At 75.1% G+C, this 25,511-nt stretch carries 25 protein-coding genes and 1 tRNA gene; 6 read left to right on the forward strand and 20 right to left on the reverse strand.

The window, feature by feature from the left end:
• Positions 1–12: 12 nt before the first annotated feature.
• Together DOO78_RS23775 and DOO78_RS23780 are read right to left on the reverse strand one after the other, a co-directional pair.
• Positions 13–2,358, reverse strand: a complete 2,346-nt coding sequence (locus DOO78_RS23775) for a sensor histidine kinase (RefSeq protein ID WP_111472383.1) — start codon at positions 2,356–2,358, stop codon at positions 13–15.
• 170 nt (positions 2,359–2,528) lie between these two features.
• A tRNA-Leu gene (locus DOO78_RS23780) sits at positions 2,529–2,614 on the reverse strand.
• A gap of 50 nt (positions 2,615–2,664) precedes the next feature.
• On the opposite strand from DOO78_RS23780, the gene lipB reads away from it, so the two are divergent.
• On the forward strand, positions 2,665–3,312 hold the full coding sequence (gene lipB, locus DOO78_RS23785; RefSeq protein ID WP_243634767.1) for a lipoyl(octanoyl) transferase LipB: 648 nt from the start codon (positions 2,665–2,667) through the stop codon (positions 3,310–3,312).
• 138 nt (positions 3,313–3,450) lie between these two features.
• Here lipB and DOO78_RS23790 read toward each other — a convergent pair whose 3' ends face one another.
• From DOO78_RS23790 to DOO78_RS23845, 12 genes are all read right to left on the reverse strand, one after another.
• Positions 3,451–4,575: a FlgO family outer membrane protein gene (locus DOO78_RS23790; RefSeq protein ID WP_128080140.1), complete on the reverse strand. Its 1,125-nt coding sequence runs from the start codon at positions 4,573–4,575 to the stop codon at positions 3,451–3,453.
• Between the two features lie 15 nt (positions 4,576–4,590).
• Positions 4,591–4,947 (reverse strand): hypothetical protein, encoded by a 357-nt coding sequence (locus tag DOO78_RS23795; RefSeq protein WP_128080141.1) that lies wholly within the window; start codon positions 4,945–4,947, stop codon positions 4,591–4,593.
• 408 nt (positions 4,948–5,355) lie between these two features.
• On the reverse strand, positions 5,356–5,619 hold the full coding sequence (locus tag DOO78_RS23800) for a PepSY domain-containing protein (RefSeq protein ID WP_111472387.1): 264 nt from the start codon (positions 5,617–5,619) through the stop codon (positions 5,356–5,358).
• 79 nt (positions 5,620–5,698) lie between these two features.
• Positions 5,699–5,938, reverse strand: a complete 240-nt coding sequence (locus DOO78_RS23805; RefSeq protein ID WP_165839059.1) for a hypothetical protein — start codon at positions 5,936–5,938, stop codon at positions 5,699–5,701.
• Positions 5,939–6,122: 184 nt separating this feature from the next.
• A complete protein-coding gene (locus DOO78_RS23810) occupies positions 6,123–7,103 on the reverse strand; it encodes a Bug family tripartite tricarboxylate transporter substrate binding protein (protein ID WP_111472389.1) in 981 nt (326 codons plus the stop codon).
• 142 nt (positions 7,104–7,245) lie between these two features.
• The gene (locus DOO78_RS23815) at positions 7,246–8,727 is read right to left on the reverse strand and encodes a DEAD/DEAH box helicase (RefSeq protein WP_111472390.1); all 1,482 of its coding nucleotides are present in this window, start codon (positions 8,725–8,727) and stop codon (positions 7,246–7,248) included.
• A gap of 500 nt (positions 8,728–9,227) precedes the next feature.
• Positions 9,228–10,310: a TRAP transporter substrate-binding protein gene (locus DOO78_RS23820; protein ID WP_111472391.1), complete on the reverse strand. Its 1,083-nt coding sequence runs from the start codon at positions 10,308–10,310 to the stop codon at positions 9,228–9,230.
• A 153-nt stretch (positions 10,311–10,463) separates the two neighbouring features.
• Positions 10,464–11,039 carry an S-(hydroxymethyl)glutathione synthase gene (gfa, locus tag DOO78_RS23825; protein WP_111472392.1) on the reverse strand — a complete coding sequence of 192 codons (576 nt, stop codon included), beginning with the start codon at positions 11,037–11,039 and terminating at the stop codon, positions 10,464–10,466.
• A 104-nt stretch (positions 11,040–11,143) separates the two neighbouring features.
• Complete coding sequence (locus DOO78_RS23830) at positions 11,144–11,410, reverse strand: acylphosphatase (RefSeq protein WP_111472393.1); 267 nt, start codon at positions 11,408–11,410, stop codon at positions 11,144–11,146.
• A complete protein-coding gene (locus DOO78_RS23835; protein WP_111472394.1) occupies positions 11,407–12,144 on the reverse strand; it encodes an ATP12 family protein in 738 nt (245 codons plus the stop codon). Before DOO78_RS23835 ends, DOO78_RS23830 begins: the two co-directional genes overlap by 4 nt.
• 67 nt (positions 12,145–12,211) lie before the next feature.
• Complete coding sequence (locus tag DOO78_RS23840; protein ID WP_111472395.1) at positions 12,212–14,941, reverse strand: AsmA family protein; 2,730 nt, start codon at positions 14,939–14,941, stop codon at positions 12,212–12,214.
• 6 nt (positions 14,942–14,947) lie between these two features.
• On the reverse strand, positions 14,948–15,946 hold the full coding sequence (locus DOO78_RS23845; RefSeq protein ID WP_111472396.1) for an RluA family pseudouridine synthase: 999 nt from the start codon (positions 15,944–15,946) through the stop codon (positions 14,948–14,950).
• A gap of 156 nt (positions 15,947–16,102) precedes the next feature.
• On the opposite strand from DOO78_RS23845, the gene DOO78_RS23850 reads away from it, so the two are divergent.
• The gene (locus DOO78_RS23850) at positions 16,103–16,576 is read left to right on the forward strand and encodes a septal ring lytic transglycosylase RlpA family protein (RefSeq protein WP_111472397.1); all 474 of its coding nucleotides are present in this window, start codon (positions 16,103–16,105) and stop codon (positions 16,574–16,576) included.
• Positions 16,577–16,722: 146 nt separating this feature from the next.
• Here the strand turns inward: DOO78_RS23850 and DOO78_RS23855 are convergent, their stop codons facing one another.
• The 3 genes from DOO78_RS23855 to DOO78_RS23865 form a co-directional block, all read right to left on the reverse strand.
• On the reverse strand, positions 16,723–17,112 hold the full coding sequence (locus DOO78_RS23855) for a lipocalin-like domain-containing protein (protein ID WP_165839060.1): 390 nt from the start codon (positions 17,110–17,112) through the stop codon (positions 16,723–16,725).
• A 260-nt stretch (positions 17,113–17,372) separates the two neighbouring features.
• On the reverse strand, positions 17,373–17,669 hold the full coding sequence (locus DOO78_RS23860; RefSeq protein ID WP_111472399.1) for a hypothetical protein: 297 nt from the start codon (positions 17,667–17,669) through the stop codon (positions 17,373–17,375).
• A 405-nt stretch (positions 17,670–18,074) separates the two neighbouring features.
• The gene (locus tag DOO78_RS23865; RefSeq protein WP_111472400.1) at positions 18,075–19,442 is read right to left on the reverse strand and encodes a replication-associated recombination protein A; all 1,368 of its coding nucleotides are present in this window, start codon (positions 19,440–19,442) and stop codon (positions 18,075–18,077) included.
• A gap of 154 nt (positions 19,443–19,596) precedes the next feature.
• Here DOO78_RS23865 and DOO78_RS23870 point away from each other — a divergent pair, with 154 nt between their 5' ends.
• Positions 19,597–19,848 carry a hypothetical protein gene (locus DOO78_RS23870; protein WP_111472401.1) on the forward strand — a complete coding sequence of 84 codons (252 nt, stop codon included), beginning with the start codon at positions 19,597–19,599 and terminating at the stop codon, positions 19,846–19,848.
• Between the two features lie 259 nt (positions 19,849–20,107).
• On the opposite strand, the gene DOO78_RS23875 is transcribed toward DOO78_RS23870, so the two are convergent.
• A complete protein-coding gene (locus tag DOO78_RS23875; RefSeq protein WP_111472402.1) occupies positions 20,108–21,265 on the reverse strand; it encodes an NADH:flavin oxidoreductase/NADH oxidase in 1,158 nt (385 codons plus the stop codon).
• A 92-nt stretch (positions 21,266–21,357) separates the two neighbouring features.
• Between DOO78_RS23875 and DOO78_RS23880 the strand changes: the two genes are divergently transcribed.
• Both DOO78_RS23880 and DOO78_RS23885 read left to right on the forward strand, forming a co-directional pair.
• Complete coding sequence (locus DOO78_RS23880) at positions 21,358–22,080, forward strand: SDR family oxidoreductase (RefSeq protein WP_111472403.1); 723 nt, start codon at positions 21,358–21,360, stop codon at positions 22,078–22,080.
• A 106-nt stretch (positions 22,081–22,186) separates the two neighbouring features.
• Positions 22,187–22,873: an RraA family protein gene (locus DOO78_RS23885; RefSeq protein WP_111472404.1), complete on the forward strand. Its 687-nt coding sequence runs from the start codon at positions 22,187–22,189 to the stop codon at positions 22,871–22,873.
• Between the two features lie 9 nt (positions 22,874–22,882).
• On the opposite strand, the gene DOO78_RS23890 is transcribed toward DOO78_RS23885, so the two are convergent.
• Positions 22,883–24,115, reverse strand: coding sequence for a methyltransferase (locus tag DOO78_RS23890; RefSeq protein ID WP_111472405.1), 1,233 nt, complete (start codon positions 24,113–24,115; stop codon positions 22,883–22,885).
• 150 nt (positions 24,116–24,265) lie between these two features.
• Between DOO78_RS23890 and DOO78_RS23895 the strand changes: the two genes are divergently transcribed.
• A complete protein-coding gene (locus DOO78_RS23895) occupies positions 24,266–24,523 on the forward strand; it encodes a hypothetical protein (RefSeq protein WP_111472406.1) in 258 nt (85 codons plus the stop codon).
• Between the two features lie 292 nt (positions 24,524–24,815).
• On the opposite strand, the gene DOO78_RS23900 is transcribed toward DOO78_RS23895, so the two are convergent.
• Positions 24,816–25,346 carry a sigma-70 family RNA polymerase sigma factor gene (locus DOO78_RS23900; protein WP_111472407.1) on the reverse strand — a complete coding sequence of 177 codons (531 nt, stop codon included), beginning with the start codon at positions 25,344–25,346 and terminating at the stop codon, positions 24,816–24,818.
• Positions 25,347–25,511: the final 165 nt, after the last annotated feature.

Below are 25,511 nucleotides of genomic sequence, written 5' to 3' on the forward strand. Positions count from 1 at the left end.
CGTCCCGCCCGCCTACCCCTCTCGCGGCCCCCCCTCTGGCGGGTTCCCCTCTCGCGGGATCCCCTCTGGCGCGGCCGCCGGCTCGGCGGGGCGCAGCGGCATGCGCACCGTCACCCGGGTGCCCTGCCCCGGCGCGCTCTCGGTCTCGATCCGGGCGCCGAGCTGCCGGGCGAGGGAGCGGAGCAGCGTCGAGCCGAGGCCGCTCCGCCCCGCCCCCGCCGGCGCGCCCTCCGCAGCACCACTCGCCCCCGGGGCAGCCCCTTGGGCCGCCCCTGGGGCCGGCAAGCCGCGCCCGGCATCGGTGACGCGCAGCACCACCTCCTCCCCCTCCAGCGCCAGCACCGCCTCGACCAGGCCCGGCGCGCCCTCGGGATAGGCGTGCTGCAGCGCATTGGTCAGCAGCTCGTTGGCCAGCAGGCCGAAGGGGATGCCGCGCTCGGCATCGAGCGGCAGCTCGCCGACGGCATGGCAGCGCAGGGTGAGGGCGGGCGAGAGGCTGCCGAGATGGGCGCAGAGGTCGCGCAGCACCTGGCCGAGATCGATGCTGCGCAGGTCCGGGCTGCCATGCAGGGCGCGATGCGATTCCGCGACCGCCAGCACCCGCGCCTCGGCCCGCGCCAGGGCGAGGCGCACCGCCGGCTCCTCGCTGCGGCCCTGCTGCAGGCGCAGCAGGCCGGCGGCCATCTGCAGGCTGTTCTTGATCCGGTGATCCGCCTCGCGCACCAGCATCTCGCGCACCGCCACGGCATCCTGCAGCCGCGCCTCGGTCTCCTTGCGCGCGGTGATGTCGCGGGAGATGGCGATCACCCGCTGCACCCGCCCGGCCAGGTCGCGGACCGGGGCCACCGCCACGTCCCACCAGCGCGGCCGGCCCCGGGCGGTCGGGCACAGGGCCTCGAAGCGGTCGTTGCGGCCGGCGAGCGCCTCGGCGAGGGCGGCGCGCACCCGCGGCCGGCCCGCCTCCGGCCAGAGCGCCGCCCAGTCCTGGCCGAGCACCGCGGCCGCGTCCTCGATCTCCAGCAGGCCGAGGCCGCTGGCATTCACCACCGAGAGGCGGCCATCGAGCTCGACCAGCTTGATGCAGTCCGGCGCGGCGTCGATGGCGGCGCGCAGCACCTCCGACTCGCGGGCCAGGGTCGTCATGGCCTGGCCGAGCAGGCCGGTGACGTCGAGGTTGATGCCGCGCATGCGCCGCGGCCGGCCATCCGGCCAGGCCTCCAGCACCTGGCCGAGGCCGGCCAGCCAGCGCTCGGCGCCGTCATCGGCGCGGGCGATGCGGAACAACACCCGGTAGCGGCCCGCGCCATCCGAGAAGCCCGTGCGCAGCGCCTGGCGGAGCCGCCGCCGGTCCGCCGGATGCACCATGTCGAGCCAGGCCTCGAGGCCGGGCGCCCCCGCCGCCGGGTCGAGGCCGTGCAGGGCGAATTGCCGCGCCGACCAGACCTGCCGGCCGCTCGGCCCGTCCCAGTCCCAGAGGCCGAACTCCGCCACCTCCTCGACCAGCGCCAGCCGCGCCGCCTGTTCCGCCCGCTCCGCCTCGGCGCGGCGATGCTCGGTCAGGTCGAGGTCGAGCCCGACCAGGCGCTCCGGCCGGCCGGCGGCGTCGCGCAACACGCTGGCGCGGGAGAGCAGCCAGGCCTCGCCCGGCGCATCGGCGCGGCGGAAGGCATGGTCGAAGGAGGTCGCGCCGGCGAGCGCGGCATCGAGCGCCGCCCGCAGCCCGGCGCGGTCCTCGGCATGCGCCCGGGCGAGGAAGGCCTCGGGCGTCGCCGCCGCCTCGCCTTCCGACCAGGCGATGCGGCCGGTGGCGATGTCCCAGTCCCAGAAGCGCATCCGCCCGGCGCCGATCGCCAGCCGGAGCTGCGCCGCCTGCCGCTCCAGCACGGCGCGGGCCTGCGCCGCCTCCCGCCGCGCCAGCACCTCGCCGGTGACGTCGCGCAGGATCAGCAGCACCGCCTCGGCGGTCTCCGGCGCCTCGGCGAGCGGCTGCGCCTCGATGTCCCACCAGACCGGCGCCGCCTCCGGCCGCGCCCGCACCGGCCAGCCGCGGCGGCGGAGGGCGCGGCCGCTGCGCCGCGCCTCCTCGAGCAGCGCCGCGCCGCCCGCCGTGGCGAAGCCGGGCAGGCAGTCGGCCAAGGTGGCGCCGATGCTGGCGCCGATGCTGGCGGGGGCGGCGGCATCGGTGGCGGTATCGGTCGGCTCGCCGCCGGCCGACGCGGCGAGGGCCTGCCAGGCGCGGTTGGCATGCACCACCACCCAGCCGGGCGCCTGCAGCACCGCGACCGGCCCCGGCACCGCCTCGGCGATGCGGCGCAGCAGGGCGAGGGTTGCCGACGAGATCAGCGGCTGGTGGCTCACGCGGCGTCTCCGAGGCGGCGCCCGCGCCGGGCGCTCACCCGGCACAGCCTGTCGGGTGCCGGCGCGGGATGCAACGACGACGGACAGACGGGGGTGTCAGGGGGGCCGGCGCGACACCGGCGGCCTCCCGGGCTATGTCCCGGCGAGGACGCGGCATGCGGGAGAGAGGATGGTGCGGTCGAGAAGAGTCGAACTTCCACGGGGTTTCCCCCACCAGCACCTCAAGCTGGCGCGTCTACCATTCCGCCACGACCGCAGAACCGGGCGAGGCGGGGCGTATAACCGATGACCGGGACGGGGGCAACGGTGGCCCGGGCGGCAATCGGCGGGGCGCGACCGGAATTCCGCATCTCCGACGGGCTCACCCCCTACCCGCTGGCGCTGGAGGCGATGGCGGCGCGGGTGGCCGCCATCCGCGCCGGCACGGCGGAGGAGCTGGTCTGGTTCGTCGAGCATCCGCCGAGCTACACGGCCGGCACCTCGGCCGGCGCCGGCGACCTGCTCGATCGGCGCTTCCCGGTCTACCAGGCCGGGCGCGGCGGGCAGTGGACCTATCACGGGCCGGGGCAGCGCACCGCCTATGTCATGCTCGACCTGGCGCGGCGCGGGCGCGACGTGCGCGCCTATGTGCACGCGCTGGAGGACTGGGTGATCCGGGCGCTCGACCGCTTCAACGTCAAGGGCGAGCGGCGGGAGGGCCGCGTCGGCATCTGGGTGGCCGACCGGGCCACCGGCGCGGAGGCGAAGATCGGCGCCATCGGGGTGCGCGTGACGCGCTGGGTGAGCTGGCACGGCATCGCGCTGAACGTGGACCCGGACCTCTCGCATTTCGCCGGCATCGTGCCCTGCGGGCTGCGCGAGTATGGCGTGACGAGCCTGCACCGGCTCGGCATCTCGGCGACGATGGAGGAGGCGGATGCGGCGCTGATGGCGGCGTGGGACGAAGTGTTCTAGTGACCCCACGAAGCCGCTGCGCGGCTCCGCGGGGACCCCGGGAGTCCCTCCGTACCGAAGTGACGTCACAGCCTGCCGTGGCGAAGCCACGGCAGGACACCGGGTGGCGACGGCGGAAACGATCGTCCGTCGGCCTGCTCAAGGACTACCTGATAAGTCGGACAAGGCCACGAGATGCAGCCTCGCTTGCAAATTCTGCGCCTCCTGAGCTGGCATACTGCTCGTAAGTCGCGGTAGGATTCCAAGCGCCGCAGCGAGGGTAAAGCTGTCGCCAGTTGGCGTGTCCTTCGCCCGAAGCTTGATCGCGATCGCGGCATGTGCGCCTGGCGGCAATGGCCGAAATGCGGCACGAGCAAGCATATAGTTCGCTATGAGGCACATTAGCTGATTGTCTGCCTCCATGGAGCGACTTCCAAGCTTTCCGCCGCAGACGGGGACGCTTGCAACTTGCGTCGCCTCATAAACCGTCCCTTCGTTATCCAGCAGCGACGGCGCCGGGCCGACCATGGCGAGGCCCACCGGGCCGGAACCGATATTCTCCACATCGAGCAGCAACTGCGCCTCCGAACCGCTCCGGCGCAGGCTGCGGACGCACACCCGCACGCCCTCCTGCTCCTCGCAGGCCAGGCCCGACTCGGCCGGACGCGGCGGCGCCTGCGCCCCGCTCGTGGACGGAGCGGCGACCGAGCGCGTTGCGGCAGCGGTCAGGCAGTTCCGGCCACGCCCGGCATCCTGGCGCAGCAGATCCGTCAACTCGCCGGTGCGCGGGATGGAGACGGCCGCCGCGGCCGTCGTCTCGCCAGTGTCGATGGCCACCAGCCGGGCATTCACCCGCACCCGATCGCCGATCACCGCATAGGTGCCGACGAGCAGCGCGCCAATGTTGAGCAACCCGCCGACGCGGCGCCGTTGCTCAGGATCGGTCATGAACTCGTTCAGACGGTTCTGCGCGACGATGGTCTCAAGCTGTTGCCGCTCGACGAGACGGGGCCGGGGCTGGACCGAGGTGATCAATGTCGTGGTCAGCTCATCGACCACGAAGACCGACATCACCGTGCAGGACTGGTCGGCGCCGGGAAAGGGCATGACCGACAGCGCCGGGCGCTGCGCTGCGGGAATGCCGCTCAGCAGCGATTGCGCCAGGCTCTGCAATCCCGTCTCGAGCGAGCCGGCCATTGATTGCGCCGCTGCCGGCCGCGCCAATCCTGCCATGACGGCGAGTACCCCCACCGCGCAGCCCCAGCCGCGTCCCGACCATGTCATGCCACCCCTCCCCCATCATTGCAGAATCTCGGCGAGCCGCAGCCCCAGCAGGTCAGCCGCGGCATTGCGCGCCCGCGCCTCAGCCTCCGCGGCAGTCGCGCCGATCCCGCGAGCGCCTCGCCGCACGACGAGCGGCGGCTCTGCCATGTCGGACCCGCGGCGCAGCCGGGCTTCGAGCGTGACCACCACGCCATAGGGGAGAGGTGCCCCCGCCGGCGCCACCTCCGGCAGGCTGACGATAGGCGCGGCCAGCTCGATGAAAGGTGGCCCCTCCTGCGCCCCGGGCGGCAGCGACACGCCTTCCAGTACCAGCGTACGCCGGATGCGCATGAGGAGTGCCGCCTGGTCCGGATCGGGAGACGGACGCGGCATCGGTGTCGCCATTGGCGGCACGGCTGGCCCCGAGGGCGGCGCCGTTGCGCAGAGCCCGAAGCGTTGACAGATCCGGACAGCCCGCTCGGTCGCGTCGTCAATAGACCCGAGCGCGCCAGCTATGCTCGCCAGCAGCGCAAGACCAAGGAGGGCGCGGTGCCTTAGCCGTCGCTGCCTGGATGAACCGTTTGACTTCGAAATACTTTCATCAGACATAATATGAAAACTGTAATCGTCAGCGGACAATGCCCGCCATGACGATCATGGCGCAGGAATGATGCTCGCAAGAACGTGCAGTGGGTCACACAGGGTGCGTATCTCTCAAGCTGCCGCCCCCTGCTGACGTGAGGCGGCGCCACGCCTTTGCGCCCTTGACGCGGTGCGCACGCTCCAAGCCGAGCGCTGGTCCTACTTGTCCGGCTCGGCCTTGGTGATCTTGCCGGTATGCGGATCGACGTGGAATTCGATCGGCTTTCCGTCGCGGGTGGTCTTGCCCTCCCAATGGCCGTCATCCGCCTCCATCGAGAGGATCGGCCCGTAACCTGCCTGCTTCAGGATCTCGGCGACGCGCTCGCGGCTGATCCAGTCGGCGCCGGGCTGGTCCGCCCGCGCCGGGCCGGCGAGGGCGATGGCGCCGGCCAGCAGGGCGGCGGCGAGGATGGTGCGTGGCATGCTGTGTCTCCTTCCCGGCATCCCGGGCCTCGGTGGCGGGATGCGGTCTCGTGGCGGGCGGCGTCGGGCGGGCCCGCCCTCAGCCGGACTCCGCATCGGTCTCGGTGGCCCGCAGCCCCGGCGCGCCGGTGTCGCCGGCCACCGCCCCGGGCGGCTCCGCCGGGCCGCCCGGCGGCACCCGGTGGCCATCCGCCGTCACCTGCCAGCCCGCGTCGCCCAGTTCGGCCAGCAGCATCGCGTGCCGGTCGGTGCCGTGCTCGCCGGCCACCCGGCCCTCGCCATCGAGCAGCAGCGTGCCGGCGTCGTCGGTGCGGAGCACGCGGCGCTCGCCCGCCCGCTCCAATCTGGTCTCGCGCATGCGCCGGCAACGCCGGGACGGCGGCGCGGTTCGGCCGCCCCCGCGCATTACCCGGCGCGCGAAGTCCCGACCCGCGGCCCGCGGGGCCGAGCGCCCGGATGGGCGCCGCCGCCAGCGCGGCGAAGCCAGGCTGCCGGGGTCGGCATCACAGATCCGCCTTGATCCCCGCCCGCTTGATCAGCGAGGCCCATTTCGCCTGCTCGCGCGCCAGCAGCGCATCGCCCTCGGCCGGCGTGTTCATCACCATGTCGAAGCCGAGATCGGCGAAGCGCGGCTGCAGCGCCGGCTCGCGCGCCGCGGCGGCGAGCGCCGCGTGCAGCCGCGTCACCGGCAGGTCGGGCACCGCCTTCGGCGCCGCCAGCATCGCCCAGGTGTAGATGTCGTATTCGGCGAGGCGCGGATCGCTCTCGGCCATGGTCGGCACCTCGGGGAAGGCGGCGATGCGGTGCTGCACCAGCGAGGCGAGCGGCCGCAGCGTGCCGGCCTTGATGTGCGGCGTCGCCGCCGGGACATCGGCGAAGACCATGTCCACCTGCCCGGCCAGCAGGTCGGCCAGCGCCGGGCCGCTGCCGCGATAGGCGACATGCAGCAGGTCGGCGCCGGTCAGCAGCGCGTAGATGGCGCCGCCGAGATGCAGCGGCGTGCCGTTGCCGGCCGAGCCGTAGCTGAGCTTGCCGGGCTTGTCGGCGACCCATTTGTGGAAGCCGGCGAGGTCCCTCGGCGGCGCATCGGCGCGGACGACGAGGATGTAGGGCACGCTCGCCATGAGCGAGACGACGCGGAAGCCGGCCGCGGAATCGAAGGGCGGCGGGTCCATCGTCAGCGGCGCCATCATGAAGCTGATGCTGCCCATCAGCACCGTGGTCCCGTCCGGCTTCGCCTGCAGCACGCTGCGGGTGCCGATGGTCGAGCCGCCGCCGGCGCGGTTCTCCACCACCACCGGATGGCCGAGCGCCTCGGTCATCCTCGGCGCGACGAGGCGTGCCGCGACATCCGGCGTGCCGCCGGGGGCGAAGGGCACCACCATGGTGACCGGCCGGTCCGGCCAAGGGGCCTGGGCGCGGGCGGAGGCGGGCAGGATGAGGGGGGCCGCGAAGGGGGCGGCGAGCAGGGAACGGCGATGCATGCGGTGGATCCTCCCGGGCGTTGCGCGGGAGGATGCCGGGATGCCGGCGCCGCGGCCAGGGGCCGGCGCGCAGGGAAGGCCGGCCGGCGCGCGGCGGCCTGGGGCCCGGGCGCCGCGCGGCGCCCGGGACGCGCGCGGGGGGTCAGCGCCCCCGCGTCAGGAAGGCCGGCGCGTTGTCGCGGAAGTCGCCGCTGCGGAAGGCGTCGCGCTCGCGGCGCGTGCCGTCCCCGCCCGCCGCCGCCGGCCGGCGCCGCGTCGCCTCGCCGCCCGGCTTGGCGCTGGCCTGGGCCGGCTGGCCGTGCCGCGGCTGGCCGCGGGTCTCGCCGCCGCCGGCCTGGCGCGGCGCGTGCTGGCCCTGGCGCGGACCGCCGCCCTGCGGGCCGCGCCCCCTGCCCTGACCGTGGCCCTGTCCGTGCCCCTGGCCGCCGCGCGGGGCGGCCGCCGGGCGCTGCAGCAGCCCGGGCTTGGCCAGCGAGCGCGTCTTGTCCTCGCGCCGGTCCTCGGCCGGGATCGCCTGGCGGATCAGCTTCTCGACCGCCCAGAGCTTGTCCAGGTCCTCGGCCGAGACGAGGGCGACGGCCTCGCCCGAGGCGCCGGCGCGGGCGGTGCGGCCGATGCGGTGCACATAGGTCTCCGGCACCTCCGGCAGGTCGTACTGCACGACATGGGTGACGCCATCGACATCGATGCCGCGGGCGGCGATGTCGGTCGCCACCAGGATCGGCGCGCTGCCGTCCTTGAAGGCGGCCAGCGCCCGCTCGCGCTGCCCCTGGCTCTTGTTGCCGTGGATGGCGTTGGCCGAGAGCCCGTCCTGGTCGAGCTGCTTCACCACGCGGTCGGCGCCGTGCTTGGTGCGGCTGAAGACCAGGGTGCGGCCAACGCCCTCGCCGCGCAGCAGCTCGGCCAGGATGCGGCGCTTGCCCGCCTGCTCGAGATGGATGGCGCGCTGCGCCACCCGCTCGGCGGTGGTGGCGACGGGCGCCACCTCGACGCGGGCCGGATCGTGCAGCAGCTCGCCGGCCAGGCGGCCGATCTCGCTCGGCATGGTGGCGGAGAAGAACAGGGTCTGCCGCCCGCCCGGGCCGCCGGCCGGCAGCACGCGCACCAGGCGGCGGATGGCCGGCAGGAAGCCCTTGTCGAGCATCTGGTCGGCCTCATCCAGCACCAGCACCTCGACGCGGTCGAGCCGCGCCGTGCCCTGGTCGAGATGGTCCTGCAGCCGGCCCGGCGTGGCGACGAGGATGTCGACGCCCTGCGCCAGGGCGCGGCGCTGCGGCCCGTGCGGCACGCCGCCGAAGACCACCGCGACCGAGAGGCCGAGATGCCCGCCATAGGTGCGGACGTTCTCGGCGATCTGGGCGCAGAGCTCGCGGGTCGGGGAGAGCACCAGGGCGCGGCAGCCGCCGCGCGGCGGCCGGCCGCCCTTGGCGTTCAGCCGGTGCAGGATGGGCAGCGAGAAGGCGGCGGTCTTGCCGGTGCCGGTCTGGGCGATGCCGAGCAGGTCGCGGCCTTCCAGCACGGTCGGGATGGCCTGGGCCTGGATGGGGGTGGGGGTGGTGTAGCCGGCCTCCTCGAGCGCGCGCAGGAGGGGCGCGGCGAGGCCGAGGGTGGTGAAGTCTGTCACGAGTGGCAATCGATCCGGTCGCGCGGCGCCGGACGCGCCCGGCTGTGGGGCGGCGCGCCGCGGGTTGCAGGTGGCGACCCCGCGTGGCTGGGCCAATCCGATGGGAAGCTCTGGCGTGCGCCGGCAGTTCGGCTTGATCCGCGGGGACCCCGATGGGGCCGCGCCCGCGGGCCGCTCACGCGGCCGGGCACCGTCGGCACCGTTCCGCGCCGACGCCAGGACTATGGGGTTTCGCAGCTGCGAAAGCAAGGGAAAGCGGGGGCGGCGCGGTCGATGGCGCCGCCAGGCGGCAGGGCATGGCAGGCCGCCCCGGCCCCGCATGGCCCCAGATGGCCTCGCATGGCCCCGGCTGGCCAGGGCGTCGTCGCCCGACCGGGTTCGGGACCGGCCCCGGCGCGGGCCCGGCGGCGGATGCGGGGTGCCGGACCGGATGCGCCATCGCCGTCGCCACGACCGGCCGCGGGCGCGCCGCCCGGCACGGGGTCCGCCCGCGGCGGCCCTCAGCTCCGCGCCGCGGCGGCGAAGGCGAAGGTCTCGTAGGCGTTCTCGGCCACCCGGAACCATTGGAACTGCTCGTCGCGGAAGGCGCGGTAGCTGGTCCACATCCGGCGGAAGCGCGGGTTCTGCGCCGCGGTCTCCTCGTAGAGCTCGAGGGAGTTGCGCCAGGCGGCCTGCAGGATCTCGCGCGGCCAGGCGCGGAGCTGCGCGCCCGCCGCCACCAGCCGGCGCAGCGCCTTCGGGTTGCCCTCGTCGTAGCGGGCCATCATCTCCATCGTCGCCTCGCCGCAGGCGACCTCGAGCACCGCCCTGTAGGCCTCCGGCAGGCTGTCCCAGGCGCGCTGGTTGATCATCAGCACGCCGCGCGAGGAGCCCTCCCAGAAGCCGGGCGCGTAGTAGTAGCGGGCGATGCGCGCGAAGCCGAGCTTCTCGTCGTCATAGGGGCCGATCCACTCGGCGGCGTCGATCGTGCCGCGCTCGAGCGAGGGATAGATGTCGGGCCCGGCGATCTGCGTCGGCGCCGCGCCGAGCCGGGCGAAGAGATGGCCGGCGAAGCCGGAGATGCGGAATTTCAGCCCGCTCAGATCGTCGAGGCTGCGGATCTCCTTGCGGAACCAGCCGCCCATCTGCACGCCGGTGTCGCCGAAGGGAATGCCGACGACGTTGTAGTCGCGGTAGAGCTCGGCGGCGATCTCGTTGCCGCCGCCATGGCGCAGCCAGGCGCTCATCTGCCGCATGTTCATGCCGAAGGGGATGGCGGTGAAGGCGGCGAAGGTCGGGTCCTTGCCGACATAGTAGAGCGAGGCGGTCTGGCCGCATTCCACCGTGCCGGCCTGCAGCGCGTCCAGCACCTGCAGCGCCGGCACGACCTCGCCGGCGGCGAAGCAGCGGATCTGGAAGCGGTTGTCCGTCATCTGCGCGACGCGGCGGGCGAGCGATTCCGAGCCGCCGTAGAGGATGTCGAGATTCTTCGGGAAGCTGCTGGTCAGGCGCCAGCGGATCTCGGGGGTCTGGCTCTGGGCGAGCGCCGGCGTGGCCAGCGCCGGAGCCGCGGTGGCGGCGCCTAGCAGAAGGCGGCGATGCATGACGTTGGCTCCCTGTGCCTCTTGGCCGCCGGTCTCCGCCGCGGCGGGCCGAGCATGCGCGGGGCCGGCGCCGTCACGCAATCGGTTTCGCTACAACGGCGCGGGCCGAGCCAGGCCGGCGGACCGGTCACCCGACCGGTCCGCGGCCAGGCCTCACGCCGGCAGCACGCCCTTCTGCTTCGCCACATGGGTGGCGATCGCGTCCATCAGCGGCGGCGAGAGGCAGTCATAGGGCTCGAGGCCGAGCTCGCGCAGCCGGCCGCGGATGCCGTCCATGCGCTCCGGCCGCACCCCGCCCTCGATCACCGAGGAGACGAAGGCGGCGAAGCCGGGCGGCGGCGCGCCCGGCTCGGCGAAGAGCTCGGGATGCACGAAGTCGAGCCCGTAGAAGGGATGGTCCTGGTTCTCGATGCGGCCGAAGAGATGCACGCCGCAGACGCTGCAGGCATGCCGCTGGATCGCCGCCGTGGGGTCGACCACCTGCAGCTTGTCCGCGTTGCTGCCGAGCTTCAGCTTGTCGCGCGGCACCACGGCGACGACGGAGACGATGGCGCCCTCCGGCTTCCAGCACCTGGTGCAGCCGCAGGCGTGGTTGTGCGCGATGCCGCTCTCGACCTTCGCCTTCACCTGGTCGCGCTCGCAGCGGCAGGACAGGGTGCCGCCGGCGAAGCCGGCCGCGCCGGGCTTGATGCCGTCGTCGAGGAGCGGGTGCAGATGCGTCTCGGCCATCTCGGATCTCCCTCCCGGGTAGAGCGGCAGCGCCGCCCGCCTGGGCAGGTGGTGGGGGGCGGCCGGGTGAAACCCCCGCTCCGGCGGAGTTGAACGCGACCGCCTCAGCGCCGCCGGAACCCCGGCTCCACCTCCTCCTCCCAGAAGGTCTCCTCGACCGCATCGACGCGCGCCAGCCGCGGCCCGCGCCGCAGCAGGGTGAGCAGCGCCTCGACCGCCGGCTCCGGCCCGCCGATCACCGCCTCCACCCGGCCATCGGGGCAGTTGCGCACCCAGCCGGAGAGGCCGAGCCGCCCGGCCTCGCGCTGCATCCAGTCGCGGTAGCCGACGCCCTGCACCCGGCCCGTGATCAGCAGGTGCCGCGCCTTCATGCGCCCTCCCCGCGCCCATCCTCCGGCGCCTCCCGGCGGGCGAGGCGCAGCAGCCGCTCGGCCTGCGACGCCTCGGCGGCGATGCGGGCGCGGCGCGCCGCCGCCTCGGCATCGGTGCCCCAGAACGCCTCCTGCGCGCTCTCGTCGAGGGTGGCGAGGCGGTGCGCCTCCGCCGCATCCACATGCCCCTCGACCACGGCGAGGCCGAGGACGAGGCTGCCATAGGCCGGCACCAGCACGCCGAGCGCGGTGAGCTCGAGCGGCGAGAGGGCGGCCACCGCGCGCCGCACCGCGGCCAGCGAGGCCGGGTCCTGCGGTACCGGCATCAGACCGGTGGTGACGCGCAGCGGCGCCCGGTGGCGCAGCGCCAGCCAGTCGAGCAGCGGCTGCCATTCCGCCGCCTGCATCGCCGCCAGCCGCCGGTCCTCGGCGCGGTAGCAGAGCAGGTCGGTCTCGGCGTATTTCGCCAGCCCCTCGACCATCGGCGCCGGATCGGGCGCGACCCGCTCCTGCGCCGTGCCGACGAGGCGGGTGAGCGGGATGTCGGCCGGCGACATCTCGCCGCCCTTGGCGCCGCCGGCCAGCGCCCATTCCGCGGCGATCGCCTCGGCCAGCGGCGCCGCCTCGACCAGCAGCGGCGCGCCGCCCGGCAGCCGCACCGGCCGCCCGTCCAGCACCACCCGGAAGCCCTCGGCCGCCGCCTCGGTGGCGGCGCTGTCCCAGAAACGCTTCATCCGATCCCACCCGATCCACGGCCCATCCGGGCGAAGATAGGCACGCGCCGGCCGCAGCCGAAGGGCCTCACCGCCCGCGCAGGAGGCCGCGCAGCAGATCCTGGGCCGGCGCCTGCAGCGCTTTCGGCAGCTCCCGCAGGCCGGGGGCGGTGGCCGCCGCTCCCCCCTCGGCCGGCGCCCCCTCGGCCGGCGCGCCTGGGGCCGGGGCCTCGGCGGCCGAGGCCGGCACCGGGCCGGAGCGGCCGCCGCGCGCCGCGGCCAGCGCCGGGCCGCAGGCCGGCAGCGCCGCGCCGCCGCCGGCCGGCGCGCCCCCGAGGGCGCCACCGAGGGCGCCGAGGATCTCGCCGGCGATGTCCCCCCCCTTCTCGCGCGCCACCCCCTCGGCCAGGGCGCCGACCGCGCCGCGGGCCGTGGCGGGGCCGAAATCCGGCCGCGGCCGGGCGAAGCTGCCGGTGACCGGCAGCGGCGCCCGGATGCGGAGCTGGCTCATCCCCGGGATCGGCAGCCGCAGGTCGAGCTGCAGCCGCAGCGCCAGGCTTTCGTCGCGCAGGTCGGCGGTGCCGCCGCCGCCGACCTTGCCGAGGCTGGAATCGAGCAGCAGGGCCTCGGCGCGGGCGACGCCACCCTCCACCCGCCAGCGCGTCGCGGCGCAGGCGAGGGCGATCCGGCCCTGCGCCAGCCCGCCGAGCTGCGGCAGGGCCTGGCGCAGCTCGCCCACCGCCTGGCCGAGCAGGCTGCCCGAGCCGCTCTCGATCTGGCCGTTGGTGACGGCGAGGCTGAGATGCCCGGCGGCGGTGGCGGCGACGGCGCGCAGGTCCGCCCCCTGCCCCCGCAGGTCCATGTCGAGCTCGAAGCGGCCGCTGGTGCCGCCCGGCGCGTGCAGCGCGGCGAGCAGCGGCGCCAGCTCGATGCCGTCGGACCGCGCCGCGAGCTGCAGCACGGGCGGCGTGGCCCTGGCATCGGCGGCGGCGCGCAGGGTGAGCTGGCCGCCCGGCAGGGTGGTGGTGAGCGGGTCGAGCCGCCCCTGCCCGTCCTGCACCACGGCCTGGAGCCTGGTGTCGCGCAGCGTCACGCCGCCCGAGCGCAGCGTGCCGATGGTCCAGTCGAGCGTGCTGTCGGTGTGGCGGAGCGCCGCGACGGGCAGCGGCAGCGGCGGGATCAGCCGGCCGTCGCGCGGCGCCGCCGCGGCCCCGGGTGAGCCCCCCGCCGCGTCCCCGGCTGCGCTCCCGGGCGCGGCCGGCGCCGGCGGCGGCCGCAGCGCGTCGAGGTCGAGGCGCTGCGAGACGAGGCTGCCCTGCACCCCCGGCCGCGGGCCGCGCAGCAGCGCCAGGTCGCCGCCCGCATCCCCGGCCGAGGAGGCGATGCGCAGCCCGTGCAGCATGGCGCCCTCGGCGAAGCCGGCGCCGCGTTCGGAGAGGCTGGCGCCGAGGGTGAGGTTGGTCACCGCCGGCAGCGGCCGCCCGGCGAGCGGCGCCAGGGCGGCGAGGTCCGGCACGCCGAGGGCGACCAGCAGCGCCACCCCCTCGAGGCGGCGGGGATCGGCGATCTCGCCCTTCACCGTCGCGGTGGCGCCGGCCGCGGTGGCGGTGAGGTCGATGGGCAGGGGCCGCGGCGGGCTCGCCTGCAGCAGCATGGGCGAGCCGATGCTGCCGCCGAGGGCGAGCGGCAGGCCGCGCAGCACCGCCCCGCCCACCAGGGTGAGCGGCGCCCCCGGCCCGGCCTGCCGCGCGGTGAGGTTGGTGAGCGCCAGGCCGGGCAGCAGGGCATCGAGCGGCGAGGCGCCGATGCCGAGGTCGAGCCGGGTCAGGGCCGGCCCGCCGGCGCCGGAATCGGCGAGGGCGAGGCTCGCCGTCACCCCCTGCAGCGGCGGCAGCGCCAGGCCCGGCAGCAGCGGCGCCAGGCTCCGCGCATCCGGCACCGTGGCCTCGAGGCCGAGATGCCAGCCGCGCCGGGCCGCCGGATCGGCGATGCCGCCCTCCAGCACGGCGGTGGCGCCGGCGGCGGCGAGCCGCGCCCGCAGCGGCCAGGCCGGGCCGCCGGCGGCGGGCGCGACGAGGCCGGCGAGCGGGCCGGTCTCCGCCTCCACCGCCACCGGGATGTCGTCCAGCACCACCTGCCCCTGGCCGCGCAGGGGCCCCGTCCCCCCAGCGCCGCGGGCGGCGACCGACAGCGCGGGGATGCCGAGCACCCGGCTGGCGCCGGTCGCGCCGTCGCGCCAGGCGAGCCGCCCCTGCTCGATCGAGACGGCATCGACGGCGATGGCGAGGCGGCGGCCGCCGGCGGGCCCGGGTTCGGGCTCAGGCGCCGGGCCGGCGGGCGGATCGGCGGACGCCGCCGGGCCGGGGGGCGATCCGGCGAAGATCCAATTGGCCCGCCCGGCGGCATCGGTCTCGAGCAGGATGTCGGGCGCGACCAGGCGCAGCCGCCGCACCTCCACCCGCTGGCGGAGCAGCGGCAGCAGGGCCAGCTCCAGCTCCACCCGGCGGATGCTCGCCATCGCCGGCCGGCTGCCCGTCGGCATGTTGGCGAGCGACGCCCCCTCCACCGTCAGGGTCGGCACCAGGGCGAGCTTCAGCCCGATCGGGCCGGCGAGGGTCAGCTGCCGCCCGGTGGCCTGCTGCACCGCCGCCTCGATGCGCGGCTTCAGGCCGTTGGGGTCGAAGAGGGCCAGCCCGAGGCCGATCCCGGCGACCGGCAGGGCGAGCAGGCCGCCCGCCACCCAGGGCCAGCGCCGCCGCCGCCCCGGGGGGCGGGCCCCGCTCGGCCCGGGATCGGGGAGGCCGGTCTCGCGCGGCATGCCGGGTTAGCGCCGGGAGACCGGGTCGAGATGGCGCGGCTTCGGCGGCCGCGGCGCCTCGAAGCCGAAGAAGGCGAAGGTCTCGCGCATATGCGGCGGCAGTGGCGCCGCCACCTCCAGCGTGCCGCCCTCCGGATGCGGCAGGCGGAGCGCCCGGGCATGCAGGTGGAGCTGGTTCGGCAGCCCGTCGAGATGCGCCGCGGCGCCGCCATACTTGCCGTCGCCGAGGATCGGCGTGCCGAGCCCGGCGGCGGCATGCACCCGGAGCTGGTGGGTGCGGCCGGTGAGCGGGTTCATCTCCAGCCAGGCGACGCGGCGGCGGGCGGCGTCCAGGGTGCGGAAATCGGTGATGGCGCGGACCCCCTCCTCCCCTTCCTCCACCACCTCGGTGCGCTCGCCGCGCGGGCCGGAGAGGCGGGCCAGCGGCAGGTCGATGCGGCCGCCGGGGATCTCGGGCTGCGGCGTCACCACCGCCCAGTAGGTCTTCTCCACGTCGCGGCCGCGGAAGGCGCGGGCGAGGAAGGCGGCGGCGCCGGCGGTGCGGGCGAGAACCAGCACGCCGGAGGTGTCGCGGTCCAGCCGGTGGACCAGGCGCGGCCGCTCCTCGGCCTCGAATTGCAGGGCGTCGAGCAGCCCGTCGAGATGCCGGGCGATGCCGGGGCCGCCCTGCACCGGCAGGCCGTGCGGCTTGTCGAGCACGATCAGGCTGGCGTCGCGGTGCAGCACCAGACGCTCCAGCGCCCGCGCCTCCTCCGGCGGGACCGGGCGGCGGCCCGCGCCCAGCGGCTCGGGCTTCGGCCCGGTGGGCAGCGGCGGGATGCGCACCTCCTGGCCGGGCGCGAGGCGGGTGTTCGCCTCCGCCCGCTTGCCGTCGACGCGGATCTGGCCGGTGCGCAGCATCTTCTGCAGCGCGCCCTGGGTGAGCTGGGGGAAGTGGCGGCGAAGCCAGCGATCGAGGCGGATATCGGCCTCGTCCTGGCTCACGGTGCGATGGGCGATGGTCATGGTGGCGGGGGCTTACCACCTCGGCTCGTCTGCCGCGAAACATGGCGCCGGCGCCCGGGCGGCGGCAGGGGCGCGCGCGGCCCGGCGGTTCACGAAACCCGGCGCGCCCCGGCCCCGCGGCGGAACCGGCGCCGCCCTCGGGCGTCAGGGGCCGCCATGACGCGCAATGCAGGACGGTCCCTCCCCCGGCTTCTCCCCAGGGCCGCAGCTGCGGCCTGCCTCGCCCTCGCCCTCGCCGCCCCGGGCCTGGCGCCCGGGCCGGCGGCCGCCGCCGAGCGCCATGCGGCCGGCAAGCCGGCCAAGGTGGCGCCGCAGCGCGGCAAGGCGAGCTATTACGCGCCCAAATTCAACGGCAAGAAGATGGCGAATGGCGCCCGCTTCAACCCGAACAGCAATTCGGCGGCCCACAAGACGCTGCCGCTCGGCACCACCGCGCGGGTGACGAATCTCGAGAATGGCCGGACGGCCGAGGTGAAGATCGAGGATCGCGGCCCCTACAAGCCGGGGCGGGTGATCGATGTCAGCCCGAAGACGGCCGAGCGGCTCGACATGAAGAAGGACGGCACGGCGCCGGTGGTGGTGCAGCCGGTGCAGGTGCCGGCGCAGGACCAGCGGGTGGCGGCGCAATAGCACTCCCCACGATGTCGCTTCGCGCCATCGCGGAGGCTCCGGGATTCGCTCCTGCACGTTGCATGTGGCACAGCCTGCCACGGCGAAGCCGCGGCAGGGCAACGGGTGGCGACGAGTTGAGGCGGGTTGCCTGGTGTGGAACCAGTTCAGGCGAGCTTTTCCCAGGTGAGCTCGAGCTGTTGCAGGGTGCCGCGCACCCGCCGCGGCGGCGGGCGCAGCACCAGGCGCGCGCCCTCGAAGCGGCACTCCCGCACCTGGTCGCTGCCGATGCCGATGCGGTCCGCCGGATGCGCGCCATCGACGCGGGTGCGCAGCACCTCGCCCTCGACCTGCCAGAGGCCGGTATAGGTCACCCAGTGCCGGCTCTCGCCCGCGGCCGGCGGCCTGCCGTCGCCGAGCGCCGCCATCATCCGCTCCGGCCCGAATTGCGCCGTGCCCATCGGGCAGGGGCCATATTCCGAGGGGACGACGCGGCCCTCGGGATCGCGCGCCTCCACCGCCAGCAGACGCCAGACGCCGATGATGCGCTCGCGCATTTCACTGTGCCCCTCCTGCGTGACCGCATTAGGGGCCCCTCCGTCGCCGGGCGCAAACCTTCGGTTTGCCCGGCATCGGGCCGCAGGCGCCACCACGCCCCATGCGGGCAGGTCGCCCGAAGCGAGGACGGCACCCATGCGAACGGGGCCGAGAGCGTCGTCTCGCGGTGGATTTCCGCGGATATCGGCAGCGAAGACGTGACGGCGCGAGCCACGCTGGGCAGGCGCATCGTCGGCCTGCCCAGCGCGCGTCGCGTCGGTCAGTTGTTGGTCAGCCGCAGCGTCGCATTCTTGTCGGTGATATCGTTGCCCTTGAAGATCTGCACGAAGTCTCGTCCCTGCGATGCAGAATAGTGGATCTCGAATTCCGCATCATTCACGCACTTGATGTTCAGCGTCTGCCTGACGCTCCGCGACGCGCCGGGAGCCAGGTTGATGACGCTTCCGCCGAGGGTCATGGTGTTCCACCCCTCCAAGCCGCCGGGGTTTTTGACCCTGTGCCCCTCGCTTGGAATGGTGATCGTGAGGCCGGTGTCGTTGACGAGGTTGATCGCCATGTCCTTGCATTGTCCGAACGCCACTGGACGTCTCCTCTCGGTTATCGCCTACGCTTTTGTCATCGCGTGGCAATCGACCGTTTAGATTTTCTGTCCAGGCGCTGAATATGCCTTCGCACACATGATGGAGCATGTCCCGCGCTCACCCCATCAGCGTGCAGCAAGACGATCGGTGATCGTGTTGGCTGGATCATGATCCGTTCACTCGGGGTCACGGCTCACGGTCCAGGCCAATTGCGGTGATTCCACCTCGGGCGATCACGCTCCCGGATCGGCCGGCTGACCTCGCCGTGATAGGCATGACCGCGTGGTGGCGGGCGCCACCGGATGCCGGGTTGGCTTCGCGGCATGAGCCGCGGGCCCCGTCCGGGGCCTCGGGCCGGTCATGCGACCGGTCGGCTGGCGTCAGTCCCCTCCCCGCTTCGCCCTGAGCGCCGCCCAGTGGCGCAGTCGCTCGCCGATCGCCGCCTCGGCGCCGCGCCCGGTCGGGCGGTAGAATTGCCGGCGCGGCATCCCGTCCGGAAAGTAGTTCGCGCCGGAGAAGCCCTCCGCCTCGTCATGGTCATAGGCATAGCCGGCGCCGTAGCCGAGCTGCTGCATCAGCTTGGTCGGGGCGTTCAGGATATGCGCCGGCGGCATCAGGCTGCCGGTCTCCTTCGCCGCGCGCTGCGCCTGCCCCCAGGCGACGTAGACGGCATTCGATTTCGGCGCGGTGCCGAGATGCACGACGAGCTGCGCCAGCGCCAACTCCCCCTCCGGGCTGCCGAGCCGCTCATAGGTCTCCCAGGCGGCGATGGCGAGCGGCAGGGCGCGCGGATCGGCCATGCCGACATCCTCGGCGGCGAAGCGCGTCAGGCGCCGCGCGAGGTAGCGCGGGTCCTCGCCGCCCTGCAGCATGCGGGCGAACCAGTAGAGCGCCGCGTCGGGGTCGGAGCCGCGCAGCGACTTATGCAGGGCCGAGATGAGGTTGTAGTGCTCCTCCCGGTCCTTGTCGTAGAGCGCGGCGCGGCGGGCCAGCAGCTCGGCCAGGGCGGCCGGGTCCATCGGCGCGGTCCCGGCCGGCAGGGCGAGCAATTGCTCGGCGAGGTTCAGCAGGTAGCGCCCGTCGCCATCGGCCATGGCGCGCAGCGTGGCGCGCGCCGCCGCGTCGAGCGGCAGGGCGCGTTCGCCTTCCGCCTCGGCGCGGGCGAGCAGCCGCTCCAGCGCCGCGTCGTCCAGCCGGCGCAGCACCAGCACCTGGCAGCGCGAGAGCAGCGCGCCGTTGAGCGCGAAGGAGGGGTTCTCCGTCGTCGCGCCGACCAGGGTGACGGTGCCGTCCTCGACCACCGGCAGGAAGCCGTCCTGCTGCGCCCGGTTGAAGCGGTGGATCTCGTCGACGAAGAGCAGCGTGCCCTGCCCCGCCCGCCGGCGCAGCCTTGCCTCGTCGAAGGCGCGCTTGAGGTCGGCGACGCCGGAGAAGACCGCCGATAGAGAGATGAAGACGAGGCCGGCGCGCTCGGCCAGCAGCCGGGCGATGGTGGTCTTGCCGGTGCCGGGCGGGCCCCAGAGGATGAGCGAGGCGAGGCTGCCGCGGGCGAGCATGCCGGTGAGCGCGCCCTGCTCCCCGACCAGATGGTCCTGGCCCACCACATCCTCCAACGCGCGCGGGCGCAGCCGGTCGGCGAGCGGGCGCGGCCCCTCGGGCTCGCGCGGCGGCCGCGGCGCCGGCGGGCCGCCGAAGAGATCCTCGGCGGGGGCGTCGGCGGCGGCAGGCGGGGGGCGGCGGGGCGGCATCGGGGCGACTATAGAGCGGCCGGCGGGACCCGGCGCCCCCCCTCCCTGGCCCGACCGGTGCCGCCGCGCCGCGGGGCCGGCGGCAGCCCCGGCCCGACCGGCGTCACGCCCCGGCGATCCGCGCAACCAGGGCAGCCTGCAACGTTCTGACGGGATGCTGCCCCCCGACGCCATCGCGCAGCTTTGCGCCTTCCTCCTCCTCGCCCTGCTTGCCGGCCTGGTCTCCGCGCTCAACTACCGACGCGCCGAGCGGGCGCCGGCGGCGCCGCAGACGGTCGGCGCCGCGGTCTTCCTCGGCCAGCTTCTCGGTTTCGTCGCCCTGGCCGGGCTGGGCTGGCCCGCCGGCCTGGCGCAGGGGGCGGCGCTGACCCTCGGCACCGCCGCCGCCTGGACCGAGCCGGGGTGAGCTGGCTGCCCGGCGCGGCCACCCGGTCCGCGTCAGGCGGCGCGGCGGATCGCCGCGCCGGCCAGGGCCTGTCCGCTCCCCCGCCGTTGCGACCGATGCTCCGGCAGGGCGTTCGGTCGCGTGCTTCGCGCCCCAGGCTTATATTTTCAGAGCAATCTTCACCCGATCAGGGGAGTCCCCCTGATCGGGATCTGCTCTAGACTATTGTTTTCAGAGCATCTTCACCCGATCAGGTGAGTCCCCCTGATCGGGATCTGCTCTAGCGATAGGTGCTCGGCACCACCTCCCGCACCTGCCGCGCCCGCTTCTCCAGCCAATAGGCCTGGGCCGGCGGCACCAGGGCGAAGCGCGGATCGACGCCGAGCTTCTGCGCCGCGTCCATCGGCCAGTTCGGGTTGTAGAGCAGCTCCCGCGCCAGGGCGATGAGATCGGCCCGGCCCTCCTGCAGGATCGCCTCGGCCTGGTCGGCATGCACGATGAGGCCAACGGCCATGCTCATGATCCCCGCCTCGCGCCGCAGCCGCTCGGCATAGGGCACCTGGTAGCCATAGGTGACCGGGCCGGCGCCGACCACCGGCGCGCCGCTCATCCCCCCCGAGGAGCAGTCGATGACATCGACGCCGAGCGGCTTCGCCCGCCGGGCCAGCGCGACGCTCTCGGCCGGGCCCCAGCCGCTGTCGTCCTCGACCGAGAGGCGGAGAAACAGCGGCTTGTCCTCCGGCCATTCGGCGCGCACCCGCTCCACCACCTCGAGGCAGAAGCGCATGCGGTTCTCGAGGCTGCCGCCATACTCGTCGTTGCGGCGGTTGGCGAAGGGCGAGAGGAATTGGTGAATCAGGTAGCCATGCGCGCCATGGATCTCGAGCACCTCGAACCCCGCCTCGCGCGCCCGCCGCGCCGCCTGGCCCCAATGCTCGATCACCGCCGGGATCTCGTCCCGGCCGAGGGCGCGCGGCAGCGGGTCGCTCTCCGGCGCCGCCAGCGCCGAGGGGGCGACGAGGTCCCAGGCGTCCCATTCCTGGGCGCCGAGCGCCTCGGCCACCGCCGCGCGGGTCAGCGGCGCCCCGCCCTCCCAGGGGCGGAAGCGCCGCGCCTTGCGGCCGGAATGGCCGAGCTGGATGCCGGGCACCGCGCCCTGGGCGCGGATGAAGCGCACGCAGCGGGCGAGGCCGGGGACATGCGCATCCTCCCAGAGGCCGAGATCGCCGAGCGTGCCGCAGCCGCGCCGCTCGACCTTGGTGCTCTCCATGATGACGAGGCCGGCGCCGCCCGCGGCGTAGCGGCCGGCATTCATCAGGTGCCAATCGGTGGCGAAGCCGCGCTCGGCGGCATATTGGTGCATCGGCGCGACGACGACGCGGTTCTTCAGCGTCACGCCGCGGATCGTCAGCGGCGTGAACAGCAGCGGTGCATCCATCCCTGGTGGTCTCCCCTCCGGTTCGCCCATGCTACGCCGATGCGCCGGGCCGGCCAGCCCAGGGGCCGGGGGCCGGGGAGAAGGAGAGGCGCATGGCGGAGGGCGGAACGGTCGCGCTGGCGAAGGTCGCGCTGGTGACGGGCGGGGCGCGCGGCATCGGCGCGGCGGTGGCGGCGCGCTTCGCCGCGGAGGGCTGGCGCGTGGTCATCGCCGACCGCGATCCCGCCCGCCCGGCGCATGCCGCGCGCTGCGTGCAGGCGGATGTGTCGGAGGAGGCGGCGGTCGCGGCGCTGCTCCAGGGCATCGCCGCCACCGAGGGGCGGCTGGATGCGCTGGTCTGCAATGCCGGCGTCATGATCCGCAAGCCGCTCGCCGCCCTCAGCCTCGCCGAGTGGAACGCCGTGCTCGCCACCAACTTGACGAGCGCCTTCCTGCTGGCGCGCGCCGGCGAGGCGATGCTGCGCCGGGCGCGCGGCGCCATCCTCACCATCGCCAGCACTCGCGCGCACCAGTCGGAGCCGGACACCGAGAGCTACAGCGCCTCCAAGGGCGGGCTGCTGGCGCTGACCCATGCGCTCGCCCGCAGCCTCGGCCCGGCGGTGCGGGTGAACTGCATCAGCCCGGGCTGGATCGACACGCGGGGCGAGGCGCTGCGGCCAGAGGACCATGCGCAGCACCCGGCCGGGCGGGTCGGGCGGCCGGCGGATGTCGCGGCGCTGGCCGCCTGGCTCTGCGGGCCGGAGAGCGGCTTCGTCACCGGCGCGGAATTCCTGGCCGATGGCGGCATGACGCGGACGATGATCTACGCGGAATAGGCCCGCGCTGCCCCCGCGCTTCCCCCCGCACTGCCCCTGGGGGCGGCGCGTTGCGCGGCGCGCCACGGCAGGCGATGGTCGCGCCCTCCTACAGGGGAGGACCGCCATGCTCGACAACCCGCCGCTGCTCCGCATCCATCGCGGCCACAAGCGCCCCGACCCGGCGCTGCTGGAGCGCTTCCGCGGCGCCCAGACCTCGCATCTCGCCGATGCCATGGACGGGCGCGGCGCCCTCGACTGGCAGATCAAGCCGCTCGATCCCGGCTGCGCCAGCTTCGTCGGCCCGGCGCTGACCGCCTTCGCCTATCCCGCCGACGTGGTCGCGGTGATGGGCGCGCTGGGCGAGGCCGAGGCCGGCGACGTCATCGTCGTCGCCAATGACGGCTACCGCGCCACGGCGGTGATCGGCGACCTCGTCATCGGCATGATGCGCAACAAGGGCGTCGCGGGTTTCGTCACCGATGGCCTCGCGCGCGACCGCGCCGGCATCGTGGCGACCGGCCTGCCGAGCTTCGCCGCCGGCATCGTCCCCGCCTCGCCGGCGGCGAACGGCCCGGCCGAGGTGGGCGCGCCGATCGTCTGCGGCGGCGTGCCGGTGCGCAGCGGCGACATCGTGGTGGGCGATGCGGATGGCGTCGTCGTCGTGCCCATCGAGCGGGCCGAGGCGGTGCTGCGGGCGCTCGACGCGGTGCGCGCGGCCGAGGCCAAGGCGGTCGCCGCCGTCGAGGCCGGCGCGACCGAGAGCGAGAAGGTGCGCAAGCTGCTGGCAGCGGCGACCATCGTCGAGGGGTGAGCCGAGCCCTCAGCCACGCCGCAGCAGGAACAGCGCGCCGGCGACCGGCGCGCCCCGCTCCTGCCGCAGCACCGCGGCCTCCCGCGCCACCGGGGCGAGGCCGGCCGCCGCGGCCAGCGCCGCGACATGCGCCGGGTCGTGGCGGTAGCGCAGCGCCTCGCCGAGGGTGAAGGGCGCCCCCTCGCCCGCCTCCCCCTGGGCCTCCCCCTGGGCCTCCACCGAGAACAGCGCATGCCCGCCCGGCGCCAGCGCCGCGGCGATGGCCGCCAGCGCCGGGGCGAGGTCGCCGAGATAGTTCAGCACATCGGCGGCGGCGAGGAGGTCGAAGCCCGCCGGATGGCGCGGCAGCCAGTCCAGCAGGTCGGCCTCGTGCAACGCGTCGTAGAGGCCGCGGCGGCGCGCCTCGGCCAGCATGCGCGGCGAGAGGTCGAGCCCCTCCAGCCGCCGCGCGAAGGGCGCCAGGGCGGCGCCCGAGAGGCCGGTGCCGCAGCCGAGATCGAGCACGCGCAGCCGCCGCTGCGGGGCGATGCCGGCCGCCGGCAGCAGCGCCGCGAGCAGGGCCGGCGTGCGATAGGCGAGCCGCCCGGTCAGCTCGGCCTCGAAGCGCGGCGCGAACTGGTCGAAGAGGTCGCGCACATAGGCGGCCGGGGCGCGGTCGGGCGCCGGCGCGGCGCCGAGCCCGGCGAGCAGGAAGCGCGCCTGGCCGGCGAGGTCGGGCCGCGCCCCGGCGCGCTCCAGCGCCGCGCGGGCCGCCGCGGCCGCGCCACCGGCATCGCCGGCCTCGCGCCGGGCATGGGCGAGCGCCAGCAGCGGCTCCGGCGCCTCGGGCTGCAGGGCGGCGGCCTGTTCGAGCGGCGCCAGCGCCGCGGCCGGGTCGCCGAGCGCGGCCAGGGCCTGGCCGAGATTGCGCAGCGCGACGGCATCCCCCGGCCGGCGGGCGAGCGCGGCGCGCAACGCCATCACCGCCTCGGCCAGCCGCCCCGACTCGGCCAGGGCGGCGCCGCGATTGGCGAGGAAGGCCGGCTCCTCCGGCGCCACCGCCAGGGCGCGCTCGGTGTGGCGGAGCGCGCCGGCGGCGTCGCCGCGCTGGCGGGCCAGCACGCCGAGCAGGTTGTGGGCGTTGGGATCCTGCGGCCGGCGCTTCAGCACCAGCCGGTAGAGGCGCTCGGCCTCGGCCAGCGCGCCTTCGGCATGGCGGGCGGCGCCTTGCTGCAGCAGCGCGGCGGGGTCCGGTTCGGGCATGGCGGCACTCTGCGCAGCGGCGCGGCGGGGGCGCAATCCGAGGCAGCCGGCAATGATCGCGTCTTGTAACTAATACTTGCTTGTCATGATTGGTTTATCTACCATTACGTTCTGCTCGGCCCTCTGGCCGGCACCGGAGCCGTTGCACCGATGTCCGACCCGAAGCCCCCGCCCGAGGCCGGTGCCGCCCGCCCCAGGGGTGTCTCCAAGGGCGCCTCCAGGGGCGCGGCGCGGGCCCCGGCTTCGCCCGGCCCCGCCCCCGCCCGAGCTTCGGCCCCGGCCGATTCCGCGGGGTTCGATGCCTGGCTGCGCCACCACCTCGCCGACCTGCATGCCGAGGTGCTGCTGGCGCCGCCGCCGGCCCGCTTCCTCGAGGCGCTCGGCCTGCGGCCCCGCTCGGACGGCTGATCCCGGCGGCCGGATGGGGGCCGGGTCACTGGCCGTGCCGGGTCATTGGCCGCGGTCCGCCGGCCTCCCCTTGCCTTTGGCGCCCATCGCAACCGTCGCTGCCCTGCCGCGGCAGGCCAGGGCGCTTCCCCTGAACAGCGGTTCAGGGGAAGCGCCCTAGCTCCTGTTTCCAGAGCATCTTCACCCGATCAGGTGAGTCCACCTGATCGGGATCTGCTCCAGGATGTCCCTCGGACAGGAGCGGACGCCCCGGCTCCCCGCCCCGCCGCGACGCGGCCTCGCAGGGATATCCTCAGCCATCCGCCGCCTCGCCGGCCTCCCCGGCATCCAGCCCGACGCTGCGCCGCAGCGCCTCCCGGGCGCGGGAGAGGCGCGAGCGCAGCGTGCCCGCCGGCACGCCGAGCACCGTCGCCGCCTCGGCATAGTCCAGCCCCTCCACCACCACCACCCAGAGCGCCTCGCGATGGATGGGCGGCAGGCGGCGGAAGGCGGCGATGACGTCGCGCATCGCCTGCCGCTCCTCCTGCCCGCCGGAGACCGCCGCCTCCGGCATGGTGTCGGGCGAGAGGAAGGGGCTGCGGGCGGCGCGGCGCAGCGCCGCCGCGCGGGCATGCCGCAGGATGGTGAAAAGCCAGGCGCGCAGGTTGGTGCCGTCCTGGAACTGCTCCCGCGCCCCGATGGCGCGCACCAGGGTCTCCTGAACGAGGTCGTCGGCGGCATCGCCATTCTTCACCAGCACGCGCGCGAAGCGTCGCAGCCGTGGGATCTCCGCGGCAATAGCGTGTGCGAAGGCGTCCGCCTCGGGCGCCCTGTCTTCCTGCATGCGAAACAGCGGCCCCCTCTCGCGTAGCAACCTCGTCGGAAACGAGATTATCCGATGATTAAGCCGCATTGCGTAACGACCGGCACACCCTTGCGTGTGACCCGTCATATTGCGCCGCACGCTTGCGTGGGGCGGTCGCGACCCTGCGGCCATGGCGGGCCGGGT

The sequence above is a fragment of the Roseicella frigidaeris genome (assembly GCF_003258945.1).
GTDB classification, from domain to species: Bacteria; Pseudomonadota; Alphaproteobacteria; order Acetobacterales; family Acetobacteraceae; genus Paracraurococcus; species Paracraurococcus frigidaeris.

Bases quoted from the DNA above. Each gene is read 5' to 3' on its own strand.
- DOO78_RS23810 (WP_111472389.1), bottom strand. From the start codon at position 7,103: ATGCATCGCCGTTCCCTGCTCGCCGCCCCCTTCGCGGCCCCCCTCATC.
- DOO78_RS23850 (WP_111472397.1), top strand. From the start codon at position 16,103: ATGACGCGCAATGCAGGACGGTCCCTCCCCCGGCTTCTCCCCAGGGCC.
- DOO78_RS23900 (WP_111472407.1), bottom strand. From the start codon at position 25,346: ATGCAGGAAGACAGGGCGCCCGAGGCGGACGCCTTCGCACACGCTATT.
- DOO78_RS23860 (WP_111472399.1), bottom strand. From the start codon at position 17,669: ATGGCGATCAACCTCGTCAACGACACCGGCCTCACGATCACCATTCCA.
- DOO78_RS23865 (WP_111472400.1), bottom strand. From the start codon at position 19,442: ATGCCGCCCCGCCGCCCCCCGCCTGCCGCCGCCGACGCCCCCGCCGAG.
- DOO78_RS23835 (WP_111472394.1), bottom strand. From the start codon at position 12,144: ATGAAGCGTTTCTGGGACAGCGCCGCCACCGAGGCGGCGGCCGAGGGC.
- DOO78_RS23885 (WP_111472404.1), top strand. From the start codon at position 22,187: ATGCTCGACAACCCGCCGCTGCTCCGCATCCATCGCGGCCACAAGCGC.
- DOO78_RS23790 (WP_128080140.1), bottom strand. From the start codon at position 4,575: ATGACATGGTCGGGACGCGGCTGGGGCTGCGCGGTGGGGGTACTCGCC.
- DOO78_RS23840 (WP_111472395.1), bottom strand. From the start codon at position 14,941: ATGCCGCGCGAGACCGGCCTCCCCGATCCCGGGCCGAGCGGGGCCCGC.
- DOO78_RS23845 (WP_111472396.1), bottom strand. From the start codon at position 15,946: ATGACCATCGCCCATCGCACCGTGAGCCAGGACGAGGCCGATATCCGC.
- DOO78_RS23875 (WP_111472402.1), bottom strand. From the start codon at position 21,265: ATGGATGCACCGCTGCTGTTCACGCCGCTGACGATCCGCGGCGTGACG.
- DOO78_RS23870 (WP_111472401.1), top strand. From the start codon at position 19,597: ATGCTGCCCCCCGACGCCATCGCGCAGCTTTGCGCCTTCCTCCTCCTC.
- gfa (WP_111472392.1), bottom strand. From the start codon at position 11,039: ATGGCCGAGACGCATCTGCACCCGCTCCTCGACGACGGCATCAAGCCC.
- DOO78_RS23830 (WP_111472393.1), bottom strand. From the start codon at position 11,410: ATGAAGGCGCGGCACCTGCTGATCACGGGCCGGGTGCAGGGCGTCGGC.
- DOO78_RS23890 (WP_111472405.1), bottom strand. From the start codon at position 24,115: ATGCCCGAACCGGACCCCGCCGCGCTGCTGCAGCAAGGCGCCGCCCGC.
- DOO78_RS23800 (WP_111472387.1), bottom strand. From the start codon at position 5,619: ATGCCACGCACCATCCTCGCCGCCGCCCTGCTGGCCGGCGCCATCGCC.
- DOO78_RS23895 (WP_111472406.1), top strand. From the start codon at position 24,266: ATGTCCGACCCGAAGCCCCCGCCCGAGGCCGGTGCCGCCCGCCCCAGG.
- DOO78_RS23820 (WP_111472391.1), bottom strand. From the start codon at position 10,310: ATGCATCGCCGCCTTCTGCTAGGCGCCGCCACCGCGGCTCCGGCGCTG.
- DOO78_RS23855 (WP_165839060.1), bottom strand. From the start codon at position 17,112: ATGCGCGAGCGCATCATCGGCGTCTGGCGTCTGCTGGCGGTGGAGGCG.
- DOO78_RS23795 (WP_128080141.1), bottom strand. From the start codon at position 4,947: ATGCCGCGTCCGTCTCCCGATCCGGACCAGGCGGCACTCCTCATGCGC.
- DOO78_RS23880 (WP_111472403.1), top strand. From the start codon at position 21,358: ATGGCGGAGGGCGGAACGGTCGCGCTGGCGAAGGTCGCGCTGGTGACG.